The organism is Blattabacterium cuenoti STAT, from assembly GCF_003573915.1.
In the GTDB taxonomy this organism is placed as follows: Bacteria; Bacteroidota; Bacteroidia; order Flavobacteriales; family Blattabacteriaceae; genus Blattabacterium; species Blattabacterium cuenoti_A.
Window position 1 is genome coordinate 124,443 of sequence record NZ_AP014608.1, and the last position, 25,222, is coordinate 149,664.

28 protein-coding genes, 3 tRNA genes and 1 other RNA gene are annotated in these 25,222 nt (G+C 25.2%); 14 read left to right on the top strand and 18 right to left on the bottom strand.

Annotated elements, in window-relative coordinates; all coding sequences use genetic code 11:
• Window positions 1–13 precede the first annotated feature (13 nt).
• Both rpmG and rpmB read right to left on the bottom strand, forming a co-directional pair.
• Window positions 14–199, bottom strand: a complete 186-nt coding sequence (gene rpmG, locus STAT_RS00550) for a 50S ribosomal protein L33 (protein ID WP_119305344.1) — start codon at window positions 197–199, stop codon at window positions 14–16.
• Between the two features lie 7 nt (window positions 200–206).
• Window positions 207–434, bottom strand: a complete 228-nt coding sequence (rpmB, locus tag STAT_RS00555) for a 50S ribosomal protein L28 (RefSeq protein ID WP_119305345.1) — start codon at window positions 432–434, stop codon at window positions 207–209.
• Between the two features lie 73 nt (window positions 435–507).
• On the opposite strand from rpmB, the gene STAT_RS00560 reads away from it, so the two are divergent.
• The 3 genes from STAT_RS00560 (at window position 508) to STAT_RS00570 (ending at window position 1,607) form a co-directional block, all read left to right on the top strand.
• On the top strand, window positions 508–1,230 hold the full coding sequence (locus STAT_RS00560) for a YebC/PmpR family DNA-binding transcriptional regulator (protein WP_119305346.1): 723 nt from the start codon (window positions 508–510) through the stop codon (window positions 1,228–1,230).
• An RNA gene (gene rnpB, locus STAT_RS00565) (RNase P RNA component class A) lies at window positions 1,224–1,522 on the top strand. Before STAT_RS00560 ends, rnpB begins: the two co-directional genes overlap by 7 nt.
• Window position 1,523: 1 nt before the next feature.
• A tRNA-Ser gene (locus STAT_RS00570) sits at window positions 1,524–1,607 on the top strand.
• A gap of 14 nt (window positions 1,608–1,621) precedes the next feature.
• Here the strand turns inward: STAT_RS00570 and STAT_RS00575 are convergent.
• The 3 genes from STAT_RS00575 to rho form a co-directional block, all read right to left on the bottom strand.
• Entirely contained in the window at window positions 1,622–2,719 is a 1,098-nt protein-coding gene (locus STAT_RS00575) for a DNA recombination protein RmuC (RefSeq protein ID WP_394798179.1), read from the bottom strand.
• A gap of 94 nt (window positions 2,720–2,813) precedes the next feature.
• Window positions 2,814–2,886: transfer RNA gene (locus STAT_RS00580), tRNA-Met, on the bottom strand.
• 52 nt (window positions 2,887–2,938) lie between these two features.
• Window positions 2,939–4,507 (bottom strand): transcription termination factor Rho, encoded by a 1,569-nt coding sequence (rho, locus tag STAT_RS00585; protein ID WP_119305348.1) that lies wholly within the window; start codon window positions 4,505–4,507, stop codon window positions 2,939–2,941.
• 193 nt (window positions 4,508–4,700) lie between these two features.
• Between rho and STAT_RS00590 the strand changes: the two genes are divergently transcribed.
• Together STAT_RS00590 and prfA are read left to right on the top strand one after the other, a co-directional pair.
• Window positions 4,701–5,111 carry a DUF4293 family protein gene (locus tag STAT_RS00590; protein WP_119305349.1) on the top strand — a complete coding sequence of 137 codons (411 nt, stop codon included), beginning with the start codon at window positions 4,701–4,703 and terminating at the stop codon, window positions 5,109–5,111.
• A 56-nt stretch (window positions 5,112–5,167) separates the two neighbouring features.
• Window positions 5,168–6,250 carry a peptide chain release factor 1 gene (prfA, locus tag STAT_RS00595; protein ID WP_119305350.1) on the top strand — a complete coding sequence of 361 codons (1,083 nt, stop codon included), beginning with the start codon at window positions 5,168–5,170 and terminating at the stop codon, window positions 6,248–6,250.
• 50 nt (window positions 6,251–6,300) lie between these two features.
• On the opposite strand, the gene accC is transcribed toward prfA, so the two are convergent.
• From accC to rpmF, 3 genes are read right to left on the bottom strand one after another with little or no spacing between them, the layout of a single operon-like run.
• Complete coding sequence (gene accC, locus STAT_RS00600) at window positions 6,301–7,653, bottom strand: acetyl-CoA carboxylase biotin carboxylase subunit (RefSeq protein WP_119305351.1); 1,353 nt, start codon at window positions 7,651–7,653, stop codon at window positions 6,301–6,303.
• 9 nt (window positions 7,654–7,662) lie between these two features.
• The gene (accB, locus tag STAT_RS00605) at window positions 7,663–8,160 is read right to left on the bottom strand and encodes an acetyl-CoA carboxylase biotin carboxyl carrier protein (protein WP_119305352.1); all 498 of its coding nucleotides are present in this window, start codon (window positions 8,158–8,160) and stop codon (window positions 7,663–7,665) included.
• A gap of 14 nt (window positions 8,161–8,174) precedes the next feature.
• Window positions 8,175–8,378 carry a 50S ribosomal protein L32 gene (gene rpmF / locus STAT_RS00610; RefSeq protein ID WP_119305353.1) on the bottom strand — a complete coding sequence of 68 codons (204 nt, stop codon included), beginning with the start codon at window positions 8,376–8,378 and terminating at the stop codon, window positions 8,175–8,177.
• A 79-nt stretch (window positions 8,379–8,457) separates the two neighbouring features.
• Here rpmF and proS point away from each other — a divergent pair, with 79 nt between their 5' ends.
• Entirely contained in the window at window positions 8,458–9,933 is a 1,476-nt protein-coding gene (gene proS / locus STAT_RS00615) for a proline--tRNA ligase (protein WP_172548532.1), read from the top strand.
• Here the strand turns inward: proS and STAT_RS00620 are convergent.
• Complete coding sequence (locus tag STAT_RS00620) at window positions 9,927–10,874, bottom strand: dihydroorotate oxidase (RefSeq protein ID WP_119305354.1); 948 nt, start codon at window positions 10,872–10,874, stop codon at window positions 9,927–9,929. The genes proS and STAT_RS00620 overlap by 7 nt on opposite strands.
• A gap of 78 nt (window positions 10,875–10,952) precedes the next feature.
• Between STAT_RS00620 and pyrF the strand changes: the two genes are divergently transcribed.
• Window positions 10,953–12,317 carry an orotidine-5'-phosphate decarboxylase gene (pyrF, locus tag STAT_RS00625; protein ID WP_119305355.1) on the top strand — a complete coding sequence of 455 codons (1,365 nt, stop codon included), beginning with the start codon at window positions 10,953–10,955 and terminating at the stop codon, window positions 12,315–12,317.
• A gap of 163 nt (window positions 12,318–12,480) precedes the next feature.
• On the top strand, window positions 12,481–13,053 hold the full coding sequence (locus tag STAT_RS00630; RefSeq protein WP_119305356.1) for a MarC family protein: 573 nt from the start codon (window positions 12,481–12,483) through the stop codon (window positions 13,051–13,053).
• On the opposite strand, the gene STAT_RS00635 is transcribed toward STAT_RS00630, so the two are convergent.
• The 3 genes from STAT_RS00635 to STAT_RS00645 all read right to left on the bottom strand — a co-directional run bounded on the left by STAT_RS00635 (window position 13,047) and on the right by STAT_RS00645 (window position 14,835).
• On the bottom strand, window positions 13,047–13,415 hold the full coding sequence (locus tag STAT_RS00635) for a ribonuclease P protein component (RefSeq protein ID WP_119305357.1): 369 nt from the start codon (window positions 13,413–13,415) through the stop codon (window positions 13,047–13,049). The genes STAT_RS00630 and STAT_RS00635 overlap by 7 nt on opposite strands.
• Window positions 13,408–14,412 carry a class 1 fructose-bisphosphatase gene (fbp, locus tag STAT_RS00640; RefSeq protein ID WP_119305358.1) on the bottom strand — a complete coding sequence of 335 codons (1,005 nt, stop codon included), beginning with the start codon at window positions 14,410–14,412 and terminating at the stop codon, window positions 13,408–13,410. Before fbp ends, STAT_RS00635 begins: the two co-directional genes overlap by 8 nt.
• A gap of 144 nt (window positions 14,413–14,556) precedes the next feature.
• On the bottom strand, window positions 14,557–14,835 hold the full coding sequence (locus STAT_RS00645) for a hypothetical protein (RefSeq protein ID WP_119305359.1): 279 nt from the start codon (window positions 14,833–14,835) through the stop codon (window positions 14,557–14,559).
• Window positions 14,836–14,914: 79 nt separating this feature from the next.
• On the opposite strand from STAT_RS00645, the gene dut reads away from it, so the two are divergent.
• Entirely contained in the window at window positions 14,915–15,304 is a 390-nt protein-coding gene (gene dut / locus STAT_RS00650; protein ID WP_119305360.1) for a dUTP diphosphatase, read from the top strand.
• A 9-nt stretch (window positions 15,305–15,313) separates the two neighbouring features.
• On the opposite strand, the gene STAT_RS00655 is transcribed toward dut, so the two are convergent.
• Genes STAT_RS00655 through STAT_RS00665 form a run of 3 tightly spaced genes read right to left on the bottom strand, consistent with a single transcriptional unit; the run spans window position 15,314 to window position 17,275 of the window.
• Window positions 15,314–15,811, bottom strand: a complete 498-nt coding sequence (locus STAT_RS00655) for a DUF1599 domain-containing protein (protein WP_119305361.1) — start codon at window positions 15,809–15,811, stop codon at window positions 15,314–15,316.
• Window positions 15,811–16,182: a VRR-NUC domain-containing protein gene (locus tag STAT_RS00660; protein WP_119305362.1), complete on the bottom strand. Its 372-nt coding sequence runs from the start codon at window positions 16,180–16,182 to the stop codon at window positions 15,811–15,813. The genes STAT_RS00655 and STAT_RS00660 overlap by 1 nt, the downstream gene beginning before the upstream one ends.
• A 1-nt stretch (window position 16,183) precedes the next feature.
• Complete coding sequence (locus tag STAT_RS00665) at window positions 16,184–17,275, bottom strand: ribonucleotide-diphosphate reductase subunit beta (protein ID WP_119305363.1); 1,092 nt, start codon at window positions 17,273–17,275, stop codon at window positions 16,184–16,186.
• A gap of 290 nt (window positions 17,276–17,565) precedes the next feature.
• Here STAT_RS00665 and STAT_RS00670 point away from each other — a divergent pair, with 290 nt between their 5' ends.
• Both STAT_RS00670 and STAT_RS00675 read left to right on the top strand, forming a co-directional pair.
• The gene (locus STAT_RS00670; RefSeq protein ID WP_119305364.1) at window positions 17,566–18,318 is read left to right on the top strand and encodes a lysophospholipid acyltransferase family protein; all 753 of its coding nucleotides are present in this window, start codon (window positions 17,566–17,568) and stop codon (window positions 18,316–18,318) included.
• Between the two features lie 21 nt (window positions 18,319–18,339).
• Window positions 18,340–18,813 (top strand): ribonuclease HI, encoded by a 474-nt coding sequence (locus STAT_RS00675; RefSeq protein WP_119305365.1) that lies wholly within the window; start codon window positions 18,340–18,342, stop codon window positions 18,811–18,813.
• An 8-nt stretch (window positions 18,814–18,821) separates the two neighbouring features.
• Here the strand turns inward: STAT_RS00675 and STAT_RS00680 are convergent, their stop codons facing one another.
• Window positions 18,822–19,625 carry a TrmH family RNA methyltransferase gene (locus tag STAT_RS00680; RefSeq protein ID WP_119305366.1) on the bottom strand — a complete coding sequence of 268 codons (804 nt, stop codon included), beginning with the start codon at window positions 19,623–19,625 and terminating at the stop codon, window positions 18,822–18,824.
• Between the two features lie 137 nt (window positions 19,626–19,762).
• Between STAT_RS00680 and STAT_RS00685 the strand changes: the two genes are divergently transcribed.
• Both STAT_RS00685 and STAT_RS00690 read left to right on the top strand, forming a co-directional pair.
• Window positions 19,763–20,065 carry a deaminase gene (locus tag STAT_RS00685; RefSeq protein WP_394798181.1) on the top strand — a complete coding sequence of 101 codons (303 nt, stop codon included), beginning with the start codon at window positions 19,763–19,765 and terminating at the stop codon, window positions 20,063–20,065.
• A 3-nt stretch (window positions 20,066–20,068) separates the two neighbouring features.
• Window positions 20,069–20,152: transfer RNA gene (locus tag STAT_RS00690), tRNA-Leu, on the top strand.
• A gap of 6 nt (window positions 20,153–20,158) precedes the next feature.
• On the opposite strand, the gene ureC is transcribed toward STAT_RS00690, so the two are convergent.
• Window positions 20,159–21,865: an urease subunit alpha gene (ureC, locus tag STAT_RS00695; protein WP_119305816.1), complete on the bottom strand. Its 1,707-nt coding sequence runs from the start codon at window positions 21,863–21,865 to the stop codon at window positions 20,159–20,161.
• 4 nt (window positions 21,866–21,869) lie between these two features.
• On the bottom strand, window positions 21,870–22,499 hold the full coding sequence (locus STAT_RS00700; RefSeq protein WP_119305367.1) for an urease subunit gamma: 630 nt from the start codon (window positions 22,497–22,499) through the stop codon (window positions 21,870–21,872).
• Between the two features lie 271 nt (window positions 22,500–22,770).
• Here STAT_RS00700 and thrA point away from each other — a divergent pair, with 271 nt between their 5' ends.
• Window positions 22,771–25,221 (top strand): bifunctional aspartate kinase/homoserine dehydrogenase I, encoded by a 2,451-nt coding sequence (gene thrA / locus STAT_RS00705; RefSeq protein ID WP_119305368.1) that lies wholly within the window; start codon window positions 22,771–22,773, stop codon window positions 25,219–25,221.
• Window position 25,222: the final 1 nt, after the last annotated feature.

A 25,222-nucleotide genomic window follows, 5' to 3' on the forward strand; every position in this document is an offset into this window, starting at 1 on the left:
TATTGTGTAATTTTTATTGTTTGATTTCCTTATGAATTGTATATTTTTTTAATATTGGATTATATTTTTTTAATTCAATTCTATTCGGAGTATTTTTCTTATTTTTCGTTGTCACATATCTAGAACAACCAGCGATTCCTGTTTTTCTTTGTTCAGTACATTCTAATATAACTTGTATTCTATTTCCTTTTCTTCCCATTATTTTTTTAATATTTATACTTAAAACGTTTTAAAACTTTTTCTATTCCTATTTTATTAATAAGTTTCACAGTAGAAGCACAAATTTTTAAAGTAATCCACTTTTTTTTTTGTATTAAAAAAAAACGTTTTTTACATAAATTAATATTAAATCTCCGTTTTTTTTTATTATTTGCATGAGATACTCTATTTCCTATCATTACTCTTTTTCCTGTCAATTCACAAATTTTTGACATATACAATTTTTTTTAATAAATTAATAAAATGACAATATAATACATTTATCAAAAAAAAATATAAAAACATTTCATGTCAGGACACAGCAAATGGGCAAATATACAACATAGAAAATCGAATCAAGATTTCAAAAAATCTAAAAAATTTTCTAAAGTTATTAAAGAAATATCTACAGCCGTAAAAAAATCAGGAACAAAAAATTTTCATTTTAGAAATGCTATTTCAAACGCAAAATCAATAAATATTCCTAAAAATACTATAGAAAAAGCTATAAAAAAAGCTTTACAAATCAAAACAGATAATTATAAAAATTTAATTTTGGAAGGATTGATTTATGGAGTTAGTATAATTGTAGAATGTATGACAGATAACAATATTCGAACAATTTCCAATATTAGAACATTATTTAACAAAAATGGAGGAAGACTATGTCATAATGGTGAATTAATTCATTTTTTTAAAAAAATGGGTGTTTTTTATATAAAAAAAAAAGATGTTCACTTTTCAATAGAAGATTTTGAACTTATGATAATAGATTTTGGAGCTAAAGATTTAAAAATAGATCAAGACATGATCTATTTATACATAGATTTTAAAAATTTTAGACCTATAAAAAAAAATTTTGAAAAATTTAAAATACTTTATGAATACAAAATTCAATATATTCCAAAACAAATTATTAAATTTCTTTCAGAAGAAAAAAAAACAGGAATTTTGAATTTAGTTAATCGTCTTAATATGAATGATGATGTAAAAAATATTTATTCTAATTCATTATATGAAAATAAAAAGTAAAATGTCCCATCGCGTTTTTTTAAATGAGGAAAGTCCGGACACCGTAGAGCAACACAATGGGTAACACCCATCCATCGTAAGATGAGGAATAGTGCAACAGAAAGAATGTACAGATATAGAACTATATTTCTGTAGTGAAATCATGTAAACTCTGTGTGGTGAAATGCCATGTATACCGGAAAACTAGCTCGGTCGAAACCGGGGGGTAGGCAGATTGAGGTCATGGGTAACCTAGATCCTAGATAAATGATAGGGATAAAAACAGAATCCGGCTTATTATTTTACTTTTTTTAGGAGAGATGGCCGAGAGGATTAAGGCGCACGCTTGGAAAGCGTGTTCACAAAAAGTGTCAAGGGTTCGAATCCCTTTCTCTCCGCTATTTATTCTTTTTTATAAATTTTCTATATCTTTTAATTTTTTATTTATTAAATTATTCCTAACACCTAATAATTGATCTATATCTTTAGAAGCCCCTTCTAATTTATTTTGAGCTTGATGAAGTAAAAATTCAAATTTTGTAAATTCCTGTTTAACTGTCTCTAAAATTTTCCAAACTTCAGAAGTCCTTTTTTGAATAGCTAAAGTTCGGAATCCAATTTGTAAACTATTTAATACGGCAGCTAATGTAGATGGACCGGTTATCACTGTTTTATATTTCCTTAATAATTCTTCTAATAAACCGGAATTCTTTGTAACTTCAGCATATATTCCTTCAAAAGGTAAAAAAAGAATTGCAAAATCTGTTGTGTATGGAGGATCAATATATTTATATTGAATATCTTTTGACATTTTTTTTAAAACAGATTCCATATTTTTTACAGCTATATCTATATTTTTTTTTTCTCCATTACGATAAGCTTTTTGTACTTTTTCATAAGTTTCTTTTGGAAACTTAACATCAATAGGTAGCCATATTACATTTCCATCTCCAAGTCCTGGAAGTTTAATGGCAAATTCTACTACAAAATTTGTACTAGATTTAGTTATAACATTAGAAGAATATTGTTCTGGAGATAAGATTTGTTGTAAAAGCATTGAAAGTTGCATTTCGCTAAAACTTCCGCATATTTTTACATGATTTAAAGTTCTTTTTAAAGAACTTACATCTTTTGCTAAAACTTTCATTTCTCCTAATCCTTCTTGTAAAAAAAATAATTGATTTCCAATAATTTCAAATGATTTTCCCAAATGTGTATTTAAAGAAGTCTGAAGTTTATTATTAACATTTTCCTTTATTTCTTCAAGTTTTTTTCCAAAAATTTGAAGAAATTTCTCCTGTGATCTGTAACTAGAATCTAGTTTCTTATCTTGGTTTTCAATATAAAATTGAATTTTTTTATCAATAGAATCCTGAAAAATTTTTATAGTTTGTATTATTCCATTTCTCATTTCAATGGAAGAATCATTGATGTCGATTCGATTGCATTTATAATTTTTTTGAATTTCGTTCTGTTGATTTTTAAATTCTTTTCTAAAAAAAAGTTCCATTCTTCTAAAAGAATAGATATATATAAATATAAAAAAAATTAAAAATAATAATATAAATGAATAAAACATTCAAAAAATTATGAAGAAAAAAAAATAGCGGGAATAGGACTCGAACCTATGACCTTCGGGTTATGAGCCCGACGAGCTACCAACTGCTCCATCCCGCGATGTGTATAATATAATATTTTTCATTTACAAAATCAAATTTAATTTGATTTATCATCCATTCATAGATATTAAAAAATCTTCATTATTTTGAGTTCTAGACATTCTAGATTTTAAAAATTCCATGGCTTCTACTGGATTCATATCAGAAAGATATTTTCTTAAAATCCACATTCTTTGCAATGTATTTGGATTAAGTAAAAGATTATCTTTTCTTGTACTAGAAGAAACAAGATCAATAGCCGGATAGATACGTCTATTAGCTATTTTTCTATCTAATTGAAGCTCTTTATTTCCTGTTCCTTTAAATTCTTCAAAAATAACCTCATCCATCTTTGATCCTGTATCAATCATAGCTGTTGCTATTATAGATAAAGATCCACCATTTTCTATATTTCTAGCAGCTCCAAAAAATCTTTTTGGTCTGTGTAATGCGTTTGCGTCCACTCCTCCTGATAATACCTTTCCAGATGCAGGAGCAACTGTATTATAGGCGCGAGCTAAACGTGTAATAGAATCTAATAGTATGACAACGTCATGAGAACATTCTACCATTCTTTTGGCTTTTTGTAAAACAATATTAGCAACTTTAACATGTCTATCTGCTGGTTCATCAAAAGTAGAGGCAATTACTTCTCCCTTTACGTTTCTTTGCATATCTGTAACTTCTTCGGGACGTTCATCAATTAATAATATAATTAAATATACTTCAGGATGATTTGCTGCAATAGCATTTGCTATTTCTTTTAATAAAGTAGTTTTTCCTGTTTTAGGAGGTGCAACAATCATTCCTCTTTGTCCTTTCCCTATAGGAGTAAATAGATCTACAATTCTTGTAGAAAGAGTCGCATTTTTTTCAGCTAACTTGAATTTTTCGTTTGGAAATAATGGGGTTAGATGTTCAAAAGAATCTCTATTTCTAACAAAAGAAGGAGATCTTCCATTAATCTCAAGAATTTTAATTAAAGGAAAGTATTTTTCACCATCTTTAGGTGGACGGACTTCTCCTCTTATTGTATCTCCTGTTTTCATTCCAAAAAGTCTAATTTGAGATTGAGATACATAAATATCATCAGGAGATGATAAATAATTGAAATCAGAAGATCTTAAAAAACCATAATTTTCTGGCATAATTTCCAATACTCCTTCACTTATTATAATTCCTTCAAATTCATATTCAGGAGTACGATATTTATTGGAAGAAATTTTTTGTAATCCACTTTCTATTCCGTGAGATGATGATATGTTTTGAGTTTCGATTTTATCATTTTTTTTCCAACTATAAAAATTCTGATGTTTTTTTTGATTTTTTTTAGATTCATCTAAAAATTTAGAATTAGAAATTTTTAAATGTTCTTGAAAAGTTGATTTTTTTTTATCATTTATGCTTTTGTTTTCTGAAAATGAATTTTTAGAATCATTATTTTTTTTCATTTTAAATCCTTTTTTTAAAGAATTTTCTCTTTTTGAATGTTCAGAAGTCTTTTTTTTATTAGAAATGGAAATGATTTTTTCTATAAGTTCGTGTTTTCGTAATTGTGTACATTTTTTCAAACCTGATGAACGAGCAATCTCCTGTAATTCAAAAAGTTTTTTACTTTTTAATTCAGTAATATCAAACATAAAGTGATTTGGTTTTTTTTATATATGTATATACTTGGTAAGTAATATATTTTATAGTATACTAACTTAGTAAATAAAAAAATAACTTAGAAACGATAAATACAATTATACAAAAAATTAATTTGAACTTTGAACTTAATAAATAAAATAACAAAATAAAATTATAAAATAACTTAATTTAATATTATTTATTATGTTATATAGAATACAAACATTATATTTACTTATTTCTATCTTTATTTATTCTATTTTTATCTATTTTTTATGTTTTTTAAACAATAAAAATATAAATATAATAGATTTCTCCAAATGGATTTTTCCTTTAAAAAAAACAATTTTAATTTTTTTAATTATATGTTTATTTCTATCTGTTTTGAGTTTTTCTCTTTTTCATAAAAAAAGATTACAAATAATTTTTAATAAAATTAATATATTTATTAATGCTATTCATAAAATAATTCTTTTTTTTTCATATTCTCAATGGAATAAATACATATTAATTATGTTTCTTTTTTTTGTATTATCTATAACTATTCTATATCTAACAAATAAAACTATAAAAAAAGATATAGAATTAATAGATTCTATCAATCGAATTCGATGAATATAAATCAGTATTATTGATTTTTAAGAAAAAATTTTAAAAAAATTCAAAAAAAAATGAAAAAAACTTCATTAATTCAAAAGTTAGAAATTTCTAACAAGGAATTTCATGAAATTTCAAAATCAATTATACAACCTAATATTATATCGAATCAGAAAAAATACAAAATATTATTAGAAAAATATGTAAGATTAGAAAAAATAGTCCTCCTTTATAAGAAATATAAAAAAAAATTATCTTCACTTAAAGAAGTGAACTTCATTTTGAAAAACGATTCAGATATGGAAATGAAGGAATTAGCTAAAACCGAAAAAGAAAAAATATTAGAAAATTTATCTTCTATTGAAAAAAAATACTATAATATTTTTTCTTCTTCGAAAAAAGAAGAAGAGGAAACAGAAGATTATAGAAATTCTGTTATCGTAGAACTCCGTTCTGGAACAGGAGGTGATGAAGCGTGTCTTTTTGTTGAAGATATATTAAGAATGTATACAATGTATTTTAAAAAAATAGGTTGGAAATATAAAATTATACATGCGCAAAAAGGAGGAGTCAAAGGATTTAAAGAGATTATTTTAGATATCAATGGAGAAAAAGGAGTTTATGGAAATTTAAAATTCGAATCTGGAGTACATAGAGTACAAAGGGTTCCAAAAACAGAATCTCAAGGAAGAGTACATACTTCTGCTATAACCGTGGCAGTGCTTCCTAAAGTAAAAGATATAGAAGTCAACATTAATTTATCTGATATAAAAAAGGATACTTTTAGATCTAGTGGATCTGGTGGGCAACATGTAAATAAAACAGAGTCTGCCGTACGATTAACTCATATTCCCAGTAAAATTACAGTAGAATGTCAAGAAGAGCGTTCTCAACATAAGAATTTTGAAAAAGCGATTAGTGTTTTACGATCAAAGATTTATCAAACCGAAAAAGAAAAAAGATTAAAAAAAATATCCACAAAAAGAAAATCTTTAGTTTCTACAGGAGATCGTTCTATAAAAATTAGGACTTATAATTATCCTAAAAATAGAGTTACAGATCATAGAATTCATAAATCTATTTATAATCTTTCAGGATTTATGGATGGAAATATCCAAGAAATGATTAATATTTTAAAATCCTTTGAAAAAAAATAACGTTTTCATATCCTATATTTAATTTTTATTTCATATTATTAATTTGAATTTTATAATTTAAAATCCGAATCTAAATTATCTAAAAAATTTGTATTATAATTTCCTTCTAAAAAATCATTATTTTGCATAAGTTTTTTTACTAAAGGAATAGTGGTCTTTATTCCTTCTATAACAAATTCATCTAAAGAACGGCGCATTTTTTCAATAGTTTCTTTTCTACTTTTTGCCGTGGTAATAACTTTAGCAATCATAGAATCGTAGTAATGTGGAACGCGATATCCTGCATAGATATGTGTATCGATACGCACTCCTTTTCCTCCAGGTAAATGCATCTGAGTTATTTTTCCAGGAACTGGACGAAAATTTTTATCCGGTTCTTCTGCATTAATTCTACATTCTAAAGAATACATTTTAGGATAAAAGTTTTTTTTTATAGAAAGTTTTTTTCCATAAGCTAAAAATATTTGTTCTTGAATTAAATCTAACCCTGTTATTTCTTCGGTTATAGCATGTTCTACTTGTATTCTTGGATTCATTTCCATGAAATAAAAATTTTTATTTTGATCTACCAAAAATTCTATAGTTCCTATTCCTTCATAATGAAGAAATTCAGCTGCTTTTATCGCTTCTTTTCCCATTTTTTTTCTAAGAAACGGAGTTAAAAATGGAGAAGGCGCTTCTTCTACTAATTTTTGATTTTTTCTTTGAATAGAACAATCTCTTTCTGAGAGATGAAATATTTTTCCATATTTATCTCCAATAATTTGAATTTCTATGTGTCTTGGATTCAAAATTAATTTTTCTATATACATATTTTTGTTTCTAAAACAAGCCCAAGCCTCTTTTCTAGCTTCTTCCCAAGAATTTTTTAAATCATTTTTATCTAAAACAGATCGTATTCCTTTTCCTCCACCTCCAAAAACAGATTTTATAATAATAGGATATCCTATTTTATCTGAAATTTTTTCCACTTCTTGATAAGAAGATTCAAAAAAACATTCAAATCCAGGCAAACAAGAAATTCCAATTTTTTTCATAGTTTTTTTAGCCAGAATTTTATTTCCTATTTGAATCATATGATTTGGTTTAGCTCCAATAAATTTTATTCCATGTTTTCGGCACATAGAAGAAAAATATGCATTTTCAGACAAAAATCCATATCCAGGATGAATTGCATCTGCATTTGTTATTTCTGCAGCAGAAATTAAATTTGGAATATTTAAATAAGATTGAGATGGAGAAGGAGGACCGATACATACAGCTTCATCCGCAAAATAAACATGAAGACTGTGTTTATCTGCTGTAGAATAAACAGCTACAGTTTTAATTCCCATTTCTTTGGATGTTCGTATAATTCGTAAAGCAATCTCTCCACGATTAGCTATTAATATTTTTTTAAACATGAATAAAATTTAATAGTTAGGATCTAAAAGAAATAAAGGTTGATCATAATCTACAGGAGTAGCGTCTTCTACTAGAACTTTAATTAATTTTCCATTTATTTCAGATTCAATATCATTAAATAATTTCATTGCTTCTATTACACAAACTTTCGTACCTATTTTTACTTTATCTCCTATTTTTATAAAAGGATTTTGATCTGGATGGGGTTTTCTATAAAATGTTCCTATCATAGGAGATTTTATAGTTAAATATTGATTTTTTTTTTCTTTTTCTGTATTAGAACAAAACCTATCAGTAGAGAAATCGGAAATGGAATCAGAAATGGAAGAAGATGATGATAAAGACATTTTAGTGGGAGAAAAATTAGAATTCCATGAATATTTTTCTTTTTTAATTAATTCTTTATTTTTCATATAAATTTCAGTATTTTCTATTTTTATCCTTATCTCATCAATATTAGAGTCAGAAATAAATTGAATCAGGGATTTTATTTTTTTGAAATCCATAATTTTTATGTTTTTTATAAAGATTTTTTCTCATTTTCATTACGATACATAACAATATTTCCTCTATAATAAAGTTTATTTTCATACCAATATGCATGATGATATAAATGTTTTTGATTTGTTAAGGGACATTTTTTTAATAATGGTTTTTTGATTTTTAAATGACTTCTTCTATTATTTCTTCTAGATTTAGATTGTCTTCTTTTAGGATGTGCCATACATAAATAATATTTATTAAATTACTAATTTAGAAATAAAATTAAATGTCTTGAATTATTTTTATAATATAATTATTATATGAGTCCATTATTAACTAAACGGAACCAAAATTATTCGAAATGGTACAATGAAATTGTTATTAAATCCGGTTTAGCAGAGTATTCCGGAATACGTGGTTTTATGATCATAAAACCATATGGATACTCTTTGTGGGATAGATTGAAAACAATATTAGATAAAATGTTAAAAATTACGGGACATCAAAATGTTTATTTTCCTTTACTTATTCCAAAATCTATTTTTTCAAAAGAAAAAAAACATATTAAAATTTTTTCCGAAGGATGTGCTATCGTGACTCATTCTAGATTAATAAAAAATAATCGAGATGGAGAAAAATTAATTATTGATTCTAAATCTGAATTAGAAGAAGAACTAGTCATTAGACCTACTTCAGAAAGTATAATATGGAATACTTACAAACGTTGGATTCAATCTTATAGAGATTTGCCTATTTTATCTAATCAATGGGGAAATGCATTAAGATGGGAGATGCGAACTCGTTTATTTCTTAGAACTACTGAATTTCTATGGCAAGAAGGACATACAGCCCATTCCACAAAAAAAGAAGCAATAGAAGAGGCTATAAAAATATTGAACATTTATACAAATTTTTCAGAAAAATTCATGGCAATTCCTGTATTAAAAGGAATAAAACCATTTATGGATAAATTTTATGGTTCAGATAAAACATATTGTATTGAAGCGCTTATGCAAGATGGAAAAGCTTTGCAGATGGGGACCTCACATTTTTTAGGACAAAATTTTTCGAAAGCTTTTAATGTAAAATTTACTAATTTTAACGGAAAAAGAGAATATGTATGGGGGACTTCTTGGGGTGTATCTACCAGACTAATAGGTGGATTAATTATGTCTCATTCTGATGACAAAGGGTTAATTTTACCTCCAAAAATAGCTCCTATACAAGTTGTCATAATTCCAATATGTTATAAAAAAAACATTGTTAATGTTCATGAAACATCTATAAAGATTTTAAATATTTTGGAAAAAGAAGGAATAAGAGTAAAATATGATGATAGAATTATACTGACTCCTGGATGGAAATTTCATGAATATGAAATGAAAGGAATTCCTATTCGAATCAATATCGGAAAAAATGAAATAGAAAATGAAAAAGTAGAAATTTTTAGAAGAGATACATATGAAAAAATATATATACCTTGGATAAAATTAAAAAATTTAATTCCAAAATTATTAGATGAAATACAAGAAAATATTTATAAAAAAGCACTCCAAAGAACTCAAAAATTAATTATAAAATTAGATCATTATAATGATTTTAAACATCAAATAAATCATTCAGGAGGATTTATTTTTTCTCATTGGGATGGAACGAAAAATACAGGTAAGAAAATTCAAGAAGAAACAGAAGCAACTATACGTTGTATTCCCATATCTAATGAAAAAGAAGAAGGAAAATGCATTTTTTCCGGAAAACCTTCTTCACAAAGAGTAGTTTTTTCCAAATCTTATTGAAGATTTTTTAATTTTCCTTTAAAATTATTTAAAGATGAATAATTCTTTTTTTCTAAAATCAAAATTAACTCTTTCTTCAATCTTTCAAATACTGAAACTCCCTCCTTCATAAATTGTGTTCCAATTTGAACTGCAGAAGCTCCACATAATATGTGTTCAAAAATATCTTTTCCAGAAGAAATTCCTCCACATCCTATTATAGAAATATCTTTTCTAAGATAAGTATAAAACTTACGAATATTAGCTAATGCAAATGGTTTTATAATAGGACCTCCTATTCCCCCAAATCCTTTTTTAGGACATATTACAACTGATTCTTTATTTGCATCAATAAAGAGACCATTAGGTAAACTATTAATACAAGTAACAAAAAAAATAGGAAATTGATTTAAAATTGATGCTATATTTTTAATATGTGCATCTTGAAAATAAGGAGGAAGTTTAATTCCTAAAGGTTTTTTATTAAATTTGAATATTTTTTCTATAAAATTTGATATTTTATCAAAATTATAACCAAATACATTTTCTTTTCCAATAAGATTTGGACAAGATAAATTTAATTCTATAGCAGTGACTTTTGAAGATTGATTTGCTTTTTGAATAAGATAATAATTTTCTTCCGTAGATAATCCGGATATAGAAAGAAAAATAGGTTTATTTATTTTCTTTTCCTCTAAAAAACCTAGATAAAAATGAATGCCAAAATTAGGTAACCCCATAGAATTTATACTTCCCATATTCCATTCGAAATATCTAGGTAAAATATTTCCTTTTCTTGGTTGAGATGTACAACTTTTTGTAACAACTCCACCAGAATGACTATCCAATAAATTAGATAGTTCCTGATCTGTAGAACAAAGAACTCCCGAAGCATTCATGATGCATAATGGAAGTTGAATTCCATTTATATTAGCAGTAATATCTATTTTTTTCATAATCATATCAACTAATTATAGTTTATAGTATAATAATATCCAAGTATAAAATTTTTTTAACTTTACTAAAACAGTTTTTATTTTATGGAAAAAAAAGAAAAATTCTTCTTAGAAATTTATAATTTAGGAATTATAAAATTTGGAAATTTTACACTAAAAAGTGGAATGAACACCCCTATATATATAGATTTTCGTCCAATAGCTTCTAGACCAAATTTATTAATTAAGTTATCGGATTTACTCATTCATAATGTTCCATCTTATGATTTTGAACTAATTTGTGGAGTTCCATATGCCGCTTTGCCTATAGCAACTACTTTATCTTTAAGATCCAAAATACCGCTAATTATTAAGAGAAAAGAAAATAAAGGATATGGAACGAAACGAATGATTGAAGGAATATATAAAGCAGGACAAAATTGCCTGATTATAGAAGATGTTATTACAAGTGGAGATAGTTTGCTAAAAACCATAATAGACCTTGAAAAAGAAGGATTAATAATTAAAAATATTATGTCAATTCTTGATAGAGAACAAGGAGGAATAGAAAACATAAAAAAAAAAGGATATAATATTCGAACTTTATTTCGAATAAAAGAAGTTTTTAAAATATTAAAAAATAAATCTTTTTTAAAAAAAAAAGAAATACATATGATTCAATTTTTTTTAAAAAAAAATAATACAAAAAATATTCAAAATAAACGGATTTCTTATGAAGAAAAAAAAGAAAAAATTTCTCATCCTATAGGAAAAAAACTTATAGATATTACATTAAAAAAAAAAACAAATTTAATAGTTTCAGCCGATTTAATTGATACTAAAAATATTTTAAAATTAGTCAATTTAATTGGAGATAGAATTTGTGGATTAAAACTTCATGTAGATATTATAAATGATTTTTCATATTCATTTATAAATTATCTTAAAAAAATTTCTGAAGAAAAAAATTTTTTATTATTAGAAGATAGAAAATTAGGTGACGTTAGTTCTACAAATAGTCTTCAATTACATTACGGAATACACAAAATTTCTTCCTGGGCAGATATCGTTACTGTTCATCTACTTGCTGGAAGTATGAGTATTCAAAACTTGAATATTCCTTCTAATATGGGGTTAATTACAATATCTGAAATGTCTTCTTATGGAAAATTATCTAATGATAATTACATCAGAAAAGTACTAAATATTTCTTTAAAAAACCCAGAAGTAATTGGAACTGTAGCTCAAAGAAAAGTAGATGATCGATTGCTATTGTTTACTCCTGGTATTCATTTTTATAAAAAAGAAAATAATGTAGGAAATAGATATATTCACCCAATTCAAGCCTTTAAAGAAAAAGGAAGTGATTTTATTATTGTAGGAAAAGCTATTTTTTTATCTGAAAATCCAAAAATGATGGCAGAAGAATATAGAAATGCAGGATGGAAAGCTTATGAAAATGAACTTTAATAAGTTATTTTATTCTATTGATTGATAGGATTAAAAGTTTTTTTTCAAAATTAATGATACTGATCATATTTTTATTTAATTTGTATACTAATAAATATAGTAGAAAACATTTTTTCATAAAAAATTGAAACGAAATAAAAAATTTTTTGAATAAATTTTTAATATGGAATGGATCAATTCATTAATTAGTTGTTTCATGATACTTTTTAGTATTATAGATATATTAGGTAATGCTCCCATAATTATGGGTTTTAAATCAAAAGGGAATATTATAGAAACTAAAAAAATTATAATTTCTTCTCTTGTAATATTTTTATCTTTTCTTTTTTTAGGACAACCTATGCTTAAGCTCATTGGAGTTGATATACATTCCTTTTCTGTAGCGGGATCTATAGTATTATTTTTAATTGGTTTAGAAATGATATTGGGAATAGATATTCACAAAATTACAGAAAATGCTCAAACTTCTATTGTACCAATTTCCTTTCCACTTATAGCTGGGCCTGGATCTTTAACAACTTTAATTTCATTAAGAACAACTTACGACATAAACATTATTCTTTTATCTCTTATTTTGAATATGATAGTTGTCTATTTTGTAATAGATAGATGTGATTTTATAGCAAAAAAAATAGGATCTAATGGATTAGATATTTTAAAGAAAATATTTGGAATTGTTTTATTAGCTTTTGCGGTAAAAATTTTTGGAGCTAATGCTACTCAATTATTTCAGTAATAATTTTTTGTTATTTTATTGAAAGTTTTTATAACAGATTTATTTATATTATTAAATTCAGGTAAATAAAAAGCCTTATAAATAAAAATTATATAAAATTTTTGATTTTTAATATAATTTTCAATAATTGACTTATTCAAAAAAAAAGACGCTTTTAATAAACGTCTTATTCTATTTCTATGAACTGATTTTTTAAAAAAAATCTTTTTTACTAAAATTCCAATTAAATTTGGGGATAAATTTTTTTCATTATCTATTTTTTTTAATAAAAAAATAGATAAAATAGGATATTCAAACAAATATTTTCCATTTTTTATTAATTCTTCAAAAATTTTTTTTTTTTGAATTAAATTTTCAATCATATTCACAATACATAAACTCTTCTAATTTGGAAACCATTCCTATAGGACCACAAACAAATGGAGTTCTTTGATGTAATTTAGTGGGTTCTATATCTAAGATTCGTTGTTTTCCATCAGAAGCTTTTCCTCCAGCTTGTTCAGATAAAAAAGCCATAGGATTACATTCATAAAGAAGTCTTAATTTTCCTTTTGGAGAAGAATCCGTTTTGGGATAAATATATATACCTCCTTGTATCAGATTTCTATGAAAATCACCAACTAAAGAACCAATATATCTTGCAGTATAAGGGCGGTTCTCCTTTTTTTCTTTACAAAATTTAATATATTTTCTGATTCCATTAGGAAATTTTTCAGAATTTCCTTCATTAATAGAATAAATTTTTCCCATTTTAGGAAAGATAATATTAGAATGAGATAAATAAAACGTTCCAAATGAAGGATCCAAAGTAAAACCGTGTACTCCGTTTCCGGAACTATAGACCAATATAGTAGAAGATCCATACATAATATATCCTGCAAGGACTTGTTGATTCCCTTTTTGTAAAAAATCTTCTATTGTCAAATTCATTTTAATAGAAGATTTCCTCATGTATACAGAAAATATAGTTCCAATCGATATATTTACATCTATATTAGAAGACCCATCTAATGGATCTATTAAAACAATATATTGATTTTTTAAAATATTTTCTTTTTTTTCTTTTATTATTATAAAATTTTTTCTTTCTTCAGAAGCTATTCCACAAACAACATTTCTATTTTTAAAAGCTTTTATAAAAGCTTTATGAGCGAATTCATCCAATTTTTTTTGATTTTCTCCTTGAATATTAGTAATACCAGAATCCCCCATTTTTTCTGTTAAACCCGCTTTATTTACTTCTTTATGTATTGCTTTAGCAGCTAATTTTATAGAGCTAAATAATCGTAGTAATGTTTCGGTTGAAGATGAAAAGCAATATCTATTTTTTTTTATAATAAATTCTCCTAATGTATACATGTTTTTTCAAGAAAATTTGAATATATTTTTTAATAAAAAATTAAAAACATGATTAATACAAGTCTTGTATAAAAAGCCTACAACTAATTTTTCATCTTTAAATGAAAAAAAGCACGATACAATTCATGCTTTTTTTTCTTTTTTTCACATTCTTCTTGAATAATGAGTATTAGTTTTAGTTTTTCTATGTTTATACTTTCTTTCCATATTGATAGAATCATAAATTCCCCTCAAATTAGGATTTTTACGCAATTCTTCCTCAATATCAAATTTTACTTCCTTAGTATATTTATCACCTTTTTGAGCTTTATTATATTCTTCAATATCTGATTCATCAACAATTCCATATAAACCACTATCATTACATGATGAAAAAAATATGGTCAAAAATAAAAGAAAAATGAAAACAAATATTTTTTTCATTTTTTATATTTTAATAGATTTTTATCTTGCATTATTAATATAAGTTTTTTTTTTAAAATTTTACAATAAAAATTATTTTATGTGTATTATTATAAAAATAGTAAATATTTCATCTAATCCTTTGCCTAATTATGGAACAAAAGGTTCTTCTGGTATGGATTTAAGAGCATTTTTAAAAAATGATATTACAATTTATTCTATGGAAAAAAAAATTATAAAAACAGGTTTATTTATTGAAATTCCTATAGGTTACGAAGGACAAATTCGCTCTAGAAGTGGGTTAGCTTTAAATCATGGAATTACCGTATTAAATGATCCAGGAACCATAGATTCAGATTACAGAGGAGAAATAAAAATTTTATTATTGAATTTATCTAAAAACCCATTTCTTATAAAAAATGGGAATAGAATTGCTCAAATTATATTTTCTAAACATGAAGAAATAAAATGGAATTCTAATTTGAATTAATTGTAAATTCTATTTTTCTATTTTGATTAACATGAAAATACTATAATTTAATATATCTATATAATTATCATAAATTTTTTCATAAGAATTGTTTATATCTTGTAAATTTTTTTCCATATTTTGAATCCTAAACAATTTTTGAAAAATTATATCTTTTATAGAAGAAAAATCCATAATTTTCCAAGCTTCTTTATAATCAAAATTTTTTTTGATCATTAAAAGCTTTGCCTTTTTTGTATATATATCATAATAATTATGAATATCAATATTATTCTTTCTGAGAAAGAATATTTCCATATTTATAATATTTTTTTTATAAAAAATAATAGCTATAATAGATAAATTTATAACATCTATCCATTTATTGTTTTTAATCTTCAAAAAAAGAATATTATTTATATCTTTTTTTTGAAGGTTTTCAATTAATTTTTTTTTTAAAAAAGTTCTACATTTCCTTAAAATCGCATCATATTGAATAGAAGTATCAATATTATTTTTAATATTCATTAATTTTTCAAATATTGATCTATATAAATTTTTGCTTGATCAAAAGAATAACAAATATTTACATTCCAATTATATGAGTTTAATATATTCATAATTTTGATTTGATTTCTAGTTAATTTATTTGGTTTTATTTTGAATTCTAAAGCCATCCCCGTTATTCCTTTTTTAAAATTAGGCATAGGAACTAATAAATCAGGCATTCCTGGTCTTAATCTCATTACTTTAATAAGAAATCTTTCATAAAAACTCCTTTTAGATTCATTATGTGGATGAAAATAAAATATATGAGGATATTTATAATCCAAGTAATCACAAACAGAACTATGTAACAATTGTTCTTTTCCTAAAAAATTTTTATACCAATTTTTCATCTTAAGATTCACAAGAAATACATTCGGATCCTCCCAAATTTTCCTTTTTATTCTCTAATAAAATTTTTAATATTTTATCTTCTGATTTCTTTTTCTTATCAGAAATATCTTTTAAATTAGAAGAAATAAAAAGATCATCATTCCAATCTTCATTGGGTTTACTATATCCTGTTTCACGATTATCAAAAAAATCAGTTTGTTGTTCTCCAGATATCGTTATATAAAACCAATCCATATTAGATAACATATTTTTATTAATAGGATATGAATCATTCAACCCTAATTCTCTCAATTTCATATTTGCTCTATCTTTCATAAAATTTTTAAGATCTTCTCTTTTAATAGTAGAAAGATCCCCTTTTCCAAATATTTGATCAATAAAAATAAATTCATTTTTCAATGCTAAATCTATTCCTTGATAAACAAGTTTTTCAACTGATTTCTTTAATCCTTTATTTTCTTCACAAAGAGTCCGAAAAATTTTACATCCTGCTTCCGAATGTAAAGACTCATCTCTAACAGAAAAAATAATTTGTTGACCTATTCCTTTTAAACGATTTGATTTTCTAAAAGAAAGTAAAACTGCAAAAGAAGAAAATAATTGTATTCCTTCTGCAGCTGCAGAAAACAAAGCGATACTTCTTGCAATTTCTTTTTCATCATATTGACCATGAGGACTTTTTCTAATATCCATTAAAATTTTCAATTTATTCATTGTAGCTTCATCTTTTAAAAAAGCATGAAAATCATCCAAACCCAAAATATCATTCAGATAAGAATAAGCTACAGCATGAATTGTTTCAAATGATCCAAAAGTTTGTCCCATCATTTTTATTTCAGGAATAGGAAACCATCTAGGAATCATCTCTGACCAATAATTTCCTACTTCTGTTTCCGTTTGAGTAAATCCTTTTAAGATATCTCCAATTACATTTTTTTCCTGAAAAGATAAATTTTCATTCCAATCATGAATATCCGATTGCATATTAATCTCTGTATGTAACCAATGTGCATTTTGTTGTTTAAACCAATAATCATATGCCCACTGATATTCAAATGGTTTAAAATTTAAACGATCTTTCGTAATACTCATTTTTATTCATTTTTTCATATAAATAAATGTACTAAAATTTATATAAAATATAAATAGAAAAAAATTTTTATTACAGAAAACAAGTTCTGTAGTTTTTATATATTTCGTGTGAAATATAATCTATACCATATGTATATAACAATTAATGATATGTTTTATTATAACATAAAAATAACACCAAATAAATAAATTTGATGATTTTCTTTTATTCGAAAAAATTTATTTAAGAAAATTATGATATAAAATATTATGAATTTTATATATTATAATTATACATTAAATATTAATTAATGAAAATTATACGAATATCATTAATATTGTTATGGCGTACATGGTTTTTTTTTATCAATATATTTTTAATCCCTTTATGGGCAGGTGCATCTATTCCATTTTTATTTAAAAAAAAACATTATCCTATTGCATATTGGTTTCACCAAATGTGGGCTAGAAGTAATCTTTTCCTTATGGGTTTTTGGTATGTTTTAGAGAAGGAAAAAGAGATTATAGATAAAAATCAACAATATATAATTATAAGCAATCATAGTTCCATTATGGATATTATGTTAATTTACTCTTTGATGAAAAATCATCCTTTCGTTTTTGTAGGAAAAGCAGAATTAGCTAAACTTCCTTTCTTTGGATTTGTTTATAAAAAAAGCAATATTCTTATTGATAGGAAAAACTTATCAAGTTGTATACAAGTATTTAAAAAAATAGAAGATAAAGTAGATTCTGGAAAAAGTGTTTGTATTTTTCCAGAAGGTGGTGTTCCCAACTCATATATTTTTTTGGATCATTTTAAGAGTGGAGCTTTTTTTACCGCTATCTTCAAAAAAATCCCTATTCTCCCTTTTACAATCGCTGATATAAAAACAAAATTTCCTAGTTTTTCTACTATAAAAGGAAGCCCCGGTAAAATAAGGATTAAACAACATCATTCTATCTCAACTAAAAATTTATCATTAAAAGATAAGAATTCTTTAAAAGAAAAATGTTTTAATTTAATCAAATGTCAACTAGAAAAATTTGAACGTGAAAAATAAAATAATTAATATGAATTGTTCGTGAATAAAAAAATTCATATTTATACTGACGGTTCTTCAAAAGGAAATCCTGGACCAGGAGGATATGGAGTTTTTATAGAAACATTTTTTGGAAATTTTTATAACAGAAAAATAATTTCTGAAGGATTTCGTTATACAACGAATAACAGAATGGAATTACTATCAGTGATAGTAGGGTTAGAAAAAATAAAAAATAAAAAACAAAATATTGTTGTTTTTACTGATTCTAAATACATAATAAATACTGTACAAAATAAATGGATCGATAAATGGAAAAAAAATAATTTTCAAAATAAAAAAAATGTAGATTTATGGAAAAGATTTTTAAATTTATTTTACAAACATTCTGTAATATTTCATTGGATAAAAAGTCATAATTATCATTATATAAACGACTATTGTGATCGATTATCTGCAATTGCGTCTAAAAATGAAAAATTAAAAATAGATTATATTTATGAAAAATATAGATAGGAATTATATTATATAGTATAATTTCTTTGTCTAATCATTTCATATATGATTATAGACATTGCATTACTGACATTTAACGAGTCTATATTTCCAAACATAGGAATAGTTATAATCTCATTAGCTTTTTCTAACCATAGATTAGATACACCCTTACTTTCAGAACCAAAAACAATAGCTGTATTATTATGAGAAAATTGAGTATGATATAAATCTATAGCTTTCTTATGTTTTTTAAATCCTGTTGTAATAATTTTTATTCTGTTTTTTTGTAACCAATAGATAATTGATTCGATTTTTTCCATGAAAATTTTTCTTGTAAAAAGACTCCCTAAACTACATCTAATAATATTAGAATTATATACATAAGTTTTTATGTTACATAATATTATCATGTTAATATTTGCCGCATCAGCTATTCTTAACATAGCGCCTATATTTCCAGGTTTTTCTATTCCGTCTAAAATAAGTATTAAGGAAGAATTTTTATCATAAACTTTGATGTTTTTTAATTGATTTAGATATTTTTTTTCTTTAAATAAAGCAATAATTCCACCTGAATTTTCTCTATACGCTAATTTTTTAAAAATTTTTGTACTAATAATAAAAGTAATGGAATAAAATAACTGAATTATATCATAATTATGAAATATTTTTTCGCATATAAATATTTTTTTGGGTAAAAAATTTCCTTTTACAGCCATTTCAAATTCTTTTATTCCTTCAACAAAAAAAATATTCATACAATTTTTTTTGTTGTAAATTTTTATCAAATCTTTAATTTTTGTATTTTGAATATTGTATATTTTTTTCATATTTATTTTATTATGATGATTTTTTATAAAAAATACGATGATGATATAGTGTATATGAATATAGCGATTGAATATTCAAAATTATCTTTTTGTAAAAAAAAAAAGTAGGAGCTGTTATAGTCAATAATAATCGAATCATATCTAACGGATACAACCGGACTCCAAATGGATTTGATAATCTTTGTGAAGATTATAATGGAAATACCAAATGGTATGTTCTTCATGCAGAAGCAAATGCAATATTAAAAATGTCTTCTTCTTTTTTATCTTGTAAAGGAGCGTCCATCTATATTACTCATTTTCCATGTAAAGAATGTTGTAAACTAATTTATTTATCTAATCTAAAAAGAGTTATTTATTTGTATGAAAAAAATGATGAAGAATTTTATTTTTTAAAAAAATTAAAAATTGAAATAAAAAAACTAATTAAAATTTCATAAAAAACCCAGGTGGCGAAATTGGTAGACGCGTTGGACTCAAAATCCAGTGATTTTTATATCATGCGGGTTCGAATCCCGCTCTGGGTATTTTTTTTAGAATAAAAAATATCTTTGAGAAAGTGGTAAAACATCAGAGGGATGAGAAATTATTTTTTCTCCATTTATATAAACATTATAAGTTTTTGGATCTACTTCTAAATTTGAAATATCTCCATTTAATATCATGTTTTTTTTGGATAAAGTACGACATCCTTTTACAATTTTTATTTGTTTTTTAATTTCATTTTTTTCAAAAAACCCATTATTAATTGCATTTGTTGAAACAAAAACACTACTTAATTTTGGTTCAAAATATCCAAACATTTTTCGATACATAAACGGTTGAGGTGTAGGTATTGTAGCATTAGGATCACCCATACTTGCATAAACAATCATTCCACTTTTTATAACTAATTCTGGTTTTACTCCGAAAAAAGATGGTTTCCATAATACTAAATCAGCCATTTTTCCAACATGAATTGATCCAACATATTCAGAAATACCATGTGTAATAGCAGGATTTATAGTATATTTTGAAATATATCTTTTCACTCTAAAATTATCATTTTTTAGATGATCATCATTAATAGGACCTCTTTCTTTTTTCATTTTATCAGCTGTTTGCCATGTTCGTTTTACTATTTCACCTATTCTTCCCATAGCTTGAGAATCTGAACTAGTCATACTAATAGCTCCTATATCATGTAAAACTCCTTCCGCACTAATAGTCTCAGATCTAATTCGTGCTTTTGCAAAAGCAACATCCTCTGGTAAATTAGAATCCAAATGATGACAAATCATTAACATGTCTAGGTGTTCATCTATAGTATTACAAGTATAAGGCATAGTAGGACTTGTTGATGAGGGTAAAATATTGGAAAACGATATCACTTTTAATAAATCAGGAGTATGCCCTCCGCCAGCTCCTTCTGTATGATACATATGAATCGTTCGATTTTTAAATGTTTTTAAAGTGTCTTCTATATAACCTGATTCATTTAGAGAATCTGTATGAATATTAACTTGTACATCTAATTTTTCTGCTACATTTAAACATTGATCTATAACATGTAAAGTACTCCCCCAATCTTCATGTATTTTTAGTCCACCTGCTCCAGCTTTTATTTGTTCTATTAAAGCTTCAGGATGAGAACTATTTCCACTAGCAAGAAAAATAAAATTAATAGGAATATGATCTGTACTTTTTAACATTCTTTGAATATTCCATACACCTGAAGTACAATTTGTAGCTATAGTTCCAGTAGCAGGGCCTGATCCTCCACCAATAATAGTTGTTGTTCCGCTTTCTAATGCAACTTCAAATAATTGTGGACATATATAATGAACATGACTATCTACACTTCCAGCAGTTATAATCATATTTTCTGAAGAAATAACTTCAGTTCCTGCTCCAATATACATATTAGGAGTAATTCCATCCATAAAATATGGATTTCCAGATTTTCCTATTCCTACGATAACGCCATTTTTAATTCCTATATCCGCTTTTATAATCCCCCAATAATCTATAATAATAGCATTAACTAATACTAAATCTAAAACACCTTCATCTCTTGTTGCAAATGGATGTTGGCCCATTCCATCTCTAATAACTTTTCCTCCACCAAAAACACATTCATCTCCATAAATGGTATAATCTTTTTCTATTTCAATCCATAAAGAAGTATCTCCTAAACGAATTTTATCTCCTTTAGTAGGTCCATACATACTTGCATAAGATGCTCTATTTATTCTTTTCATAAATTCATATAGTTGTGTTTTCTTTTCCTGAAAATCCATAAATTTTTTTATTTCCTCCAATTTCTACTAAAATGACTTCTTTTGTTTCTCCTGGTTCAAAACGAATAGACCTTCCAGAAGGAATATCAAGTTTATATTTTTTAGTTCCTTTTCTATCGAAAAGAAGAGCAGAATTAGTTTCATAAAAATGAAAATGAGATCCTACTTGAATTGGACGAGTTCCCGTATTAGAAACGATTCTTTTTATACGAGATCTTCCAGGAAAAAAAACAATTTCTTCTTTTAAAAGATCATATTGTCCCGGAATCAAATTAGAATTTTTTTTTCTATTTTTTTTTATGGGATGATGTACAGTAACTAGTTTTGTTCCATCAGGAAATGTAGCTTCCACTTGAACACTGTTTAGTAATTCGTACACTCCATCCATAACTTGTTCATCATTCAGAATATTTCCTGCTTCATACATGAGGTCTTTTACTGTTTTACCATCACGAGCCCCTTCCATTACGTAATGAGTGATTAAAGCCAAAGATTCAGGATAATTCAATTTTAATCCTCTTTTTAAACGTTTTTTTGCTAATTCTCCAGCCATGTGTAGGAGAATTTTTTCCTTTTCATAATAAGTTAAATGCATATACTTTCTTTAATAATTTAATTTGATTCATTCATAAACAAAAACATAATAATTAATATTCATCAATAATAATAAACAACAACTATGAAGTTAAAGTTATAAAATATTATAACAATGATAGATAAACAGAGCTGTTTTTCATTTTTAAAAAAAAGAAAAATTTTTGATTCAAAATCAAAAAAATTTAAAGAGTATATCTACACAAAATTATCATTATTTTTGTGAACATTATTAATAATGGGAAAGTTTTTATAAACAAATAATTAAAAAAATGCAAGTTTTAAAATTTGGGGGGAGTTCCGTAGCTCATTCTGATGCAATAAAACGTATTTGTTCTTTGCTAGAACAAAAACCAAAAGGAAGATATGCAATTGTTGTATCTGCATTAGAAAATATTACGGACCAATTAATACAATGTGGTCAATTAGCTTCTAAAAGAAGAAATATTTATAAAAATATATTAGAAAAAATAGAAATTAGACATCTTAACATCATAAGAGAATTATTTCCTATTACTTATCAAAGCCACTTAATAAGTTGGATTAAAAAAAATATAAATGATTTAGAAAATTTATGTGATGGTGTTTTTCAAGTAAAAGAACTTTCAAAACGTTCTCTAGATAAAATTATGAGTTTTGGAGAATTAAGTTCTTCTTTTCTTATTGCAGAAAAATTGAAAGAATCTGGATTAGATGCATCCTGTAAAGATAGTAGAGATTTAATTATTACAGATTCTCAATTTGGATGTGCACAAGTAGATTTTACAACAAGTAATCATCATATTATTCAGTTTTTTCGTAAAAAAACATCAGAATATATCGTTTTACCAGGATTTATAAGTTCTACGTTAAAAAATGAAACCACAACACTTGGAAGAGGGGGTTCTGATTATACTGCTTCTATTTTAGCTGCGGCTATATCTGCTAATTTACTGGAAATATGGACGGATGTTAGTGGATTGATGACAGCAAATCCAAAAATAGTGAATCAAGCTTTTCCTATAAAAGAAATTTCTTATGAAGAAGCAATGGAATTATCTCATTTTGGAGCAAAAGTTATTTATCCTCCTACGATTCATCCCGCTATGAAAAAACATATTCCAATACAAATCAAAAATACTTTTTCGCCTAAAGATCCGGGAACTTTAATTTACATTAATAAAAATGTAAATATTAGTCAACCTGTAACTGGAATATCGGGAATTCAGAATATGGCATTACTTACATTAGAAGGAAGCGGTATGGTAGGAATTCCTGGATATTCTAAACGTTTATTTGAAGCATTGTTACGTGAAAAAATAAATGTAATATTTATAACTCAAAGTTCTTCAGAACATTCCATTACCACAGGAATTCATGAAATGGATGTTATAAAAGCAAAAACTGTAATAGATAACGAATTCTCTAAAGAAATTTATCAGAAGCGTCTTGATCCATTAAGAATAGAAAAAGATCTTTGCATTATCGCTGTAGTAGGAGAAAATATGAAAAACCTTCATGGAACCAGTGGAAAAATGTTTTCTGCTTTAGGAAGAAATAGTATTAATGTTAGAGCGATAGCACAAGGTTCTACTGAAAAAAATATATCAGCTGTTATTAAAAAATATGATTTTAAAAAGGCATTAAATACTTTACATGAAGCTTTTTTTGAAAGTCCACCAAAACAAATTAACCTTTTTATTTGTGGAGTGGGAAAAGTCGGGAGTAAATTAATGGAACAAATTGATCAACAAAAAAATTACTTACTAGAAGAATTAAAACTTCAAGTAAGAGTCATTGGATTAGCAAATAGCAAAAAAATGTATTTTGATAACAATCATGGTATCAATTTAAATGATTGGAAAAAAAATCTAATTCAAAAAGGAATTAGTATGAATATATTTTCCTTTATGGAAAAAGTATGGAAATTTAATCTTAGAAATAGTTTATTTGTTGATAATACAGCTAGCGAAAAAATGGCTATGACCTATGATAAATTTTTAAAAAATGGAATAGGTGTTATTACTTGCAATAAAATAGCTTGTTCATCAAATTATGATCATTATAAAAGATTAAAGACGCTTTCTAGGCATTTTAAAGCTCCATTTCTATTTGAAACTAACGTAGGAGCAAGTCTTCCAGTTATTAGTACACTTAACGATTTAATTAATAGTGGAGATAAAATTAATAAAATAGAAGCTGTATTATCGGGAAGTTTAAATTTTATATTTAATCATTTTTTAGGAAAAAAATCCTTTTTAGAAGTAGTAAAAGAAGCTCAATTAAAAGGATATACAGAACCTGATCCTAGAATCGATTTAAGTGGATTAGATGTTATGAGAAAAATACTAATTTTAGCAAGGGAATGCGGTACTATATTAGAATTAAGTGATATTCATCAAAAATCTTTTCTTCCAGAAACTTGTTCAATTTCAAATTCTATAGAAGAATTTTATCAAAAATTGCATAAATGTAAAAACTATTTTTTTAAAATTAGAAATAAAGCGGAAAAAAATAAAAAACGTTTACGTTTTGTTGCACGTTATGAAAATGGAAAAGCTTCTGTTGGATTAGAATCTGTAAAACAAATTCATCCATTTTTTCAATTAGAAGGAAAAGATAACATGGTTTTATATAATACATATCGTTATTCTGAACAACCTCTTATTATAAAAGGTGCAGGTGCTGGAGCGGAAGTTACTGCATCTGGAGTTTTTTCAGATATAATTAAAGCTACTAAATAAA

Bases quoted from the DNA above. Each gene is read 5' to 3' on its own strand.
- rpmB (WP_119305345.1), bottom strand. From the start codon at position 434: ATGTCAAAAATTTGTGAATTGACAGGAAAAAGAGTAATGATAGGAAAT.
- STAT_RS00680 (WP_119305366.1), bottom strand. From the start codon at position 19,625: ATGAAAAAAATATACAATATTCAAAATACAAAAATTAAAGATTTGATA.
- dut (WP_119305360.1), top strand. From the start codon at position 14,915: ATGTGTATTATTATAAAAATAGTAAATATTTCATCTAATCCTTTGCCT.
- STAT_RS00630 (WP_119305356.1), top strand. From the start codon at position 12,481: ATGGAATGGATCAATTCATTAATTAGTTGTTTCATGATACTTTTTAGT.
- STAT_RS00660 (WP_119305362.1), bottom strand. From the start codon at position 16,182: ATGAAAAATTGGTATAAAAATTTTTTAGGAAAAGAACAATTGTTACAT.
- proS (WP_172548532.1), top strand. From the start codon at position 8,458: ATGAGTCCATTATTAACTAAACGGAACCAAAATTATTCGAAATGGTAC.
- prfA (WP_119305350.1), top strand. From the start codon at position 5,168: ATGAAAAAAACTTCATTAATTCAAAAGTTAGAAATTTCTAACAAGGAA.
- STAT_RS00670 (WP_119305364.1), top strand. From the start codon at position 17,566: ATGAAAATTATACGAATATCATTAATATTGTTATGGCGTACATGGTTT.
- pyrF (WP_119305355.1), top strand. From the start codon at position 10,953: ATGGAAAAAAAAGAAAAATTCTTCTTAGAAATTTATAATTTAGGAATT.
- ureC (WP_119305816.1), bottom strand. From the start codon at position 21,865: ATGAAAAGAATAAATAGAGCATCTTATGCAAGTATGTATGGACCTACT.
- rho (WP_119305348.1), bottom strand. From the start codon at position 4,507: ATGTTTGATATTACTGAATTAAAAAGTAAAAAACTTTTTGAATTACAG.
- thrA (WP_119305368.1), top strand. From the start codon at position 22,771: ATGCAAGTTTTAAAATTTGGGGGGAGTTCCGTAGCTCATTCTGATGCA.
- accB (WP_119305352.1), bottom strand. From the start codon at position 8,160: ATGGATTTCAAAAAAATAAAATCCCTGATTCAATTTATTTCTGACTCT.
- STAT_RS00575 (WP_394798179.1), bottom strand. From the start codon at position 2,719: ATGGAACTTTTTTTTAGAAAAGAATTTAAAAATCAACAGAACGAAATT.
- rpmG (WP_119305344.1), bottom strand. From the start codon at position 199: ATGGGAAGAAAAGGAAATAGAATACAAGTTATATTAGAATGTACTGAA.
- STAT_RS00655 (WP_119305361.1), bottom strand. From the start codon at position 15,811: ATGAATATTAAAAATAATATTGATACTTCTATTCAATATGATGCGATT.
- STAT_RS00645 (WP_119305359.1), bottom strand. From the start codon at position 14,835: ATGAAAAAAATATTTGTTTTCATTTTTCTTTTATTTTTGACCATATTT.
- STAT_RS00665 (WP_119305363.1), bottom strand. From the start codon at position 17,275: ATGAGTATTACGAAAGATCGTTTAAATTTTAAACCATTTGAATATCAG.
- STAT_RS00620 (WP_119305354.1), bottom strand. From the start codon at position 10,874: ATGATTATGAAAAAAATAGATATTACTGCTAATATAAATGGAATTCAA.
- STAT_RS00590 (WP_119305349.1), top strand. From the start codon at position 4,701: ATGTTATATAGAATACAAACATTATATTTACTTATTTCTATCTTTATT.
- rpmF (WP_119305353.1), bottom strand. From the start codon at position 8,378: ATGGCACATCCTAAAAGAAGACAATCTAAATCTAGAAGAAATAATAGA.
- STAT_RS00635 (WP_119305357.1), bottom strand. From the start codon at position 13,415: ATGATTGAAAATTTAATTCAAAAAAAAAAAATTTTTGAAGAATTAATA.
- STAT_RS00560 (WP_119305346.1), top strand. From the start codon at position 508: ATGTCAGGACACAGCAAATGGGCAAATATACAACATAGAAAATCGAAT.
- STAT_RS00700 (WP_119305367.1), bottom strand. From the start codon at position 22,499: ATGCATTTAACTTATTATGAAAAGGAAAAAATTCTCCTACACATGGCT.
- fbp (WP_119305358.1), bottom strand. From the start codon at position 14,412: ATGTATACATTAGGAGAATTTATTATAAAAAAAAATAGATATTGCTTT.
- accC (WP_119305351.1), bottom strand. From the start codon at position 7,653: ATGTTTAAAAAAATATTAATAGCTAATCGTGGAGAGATTGCTTTACGA.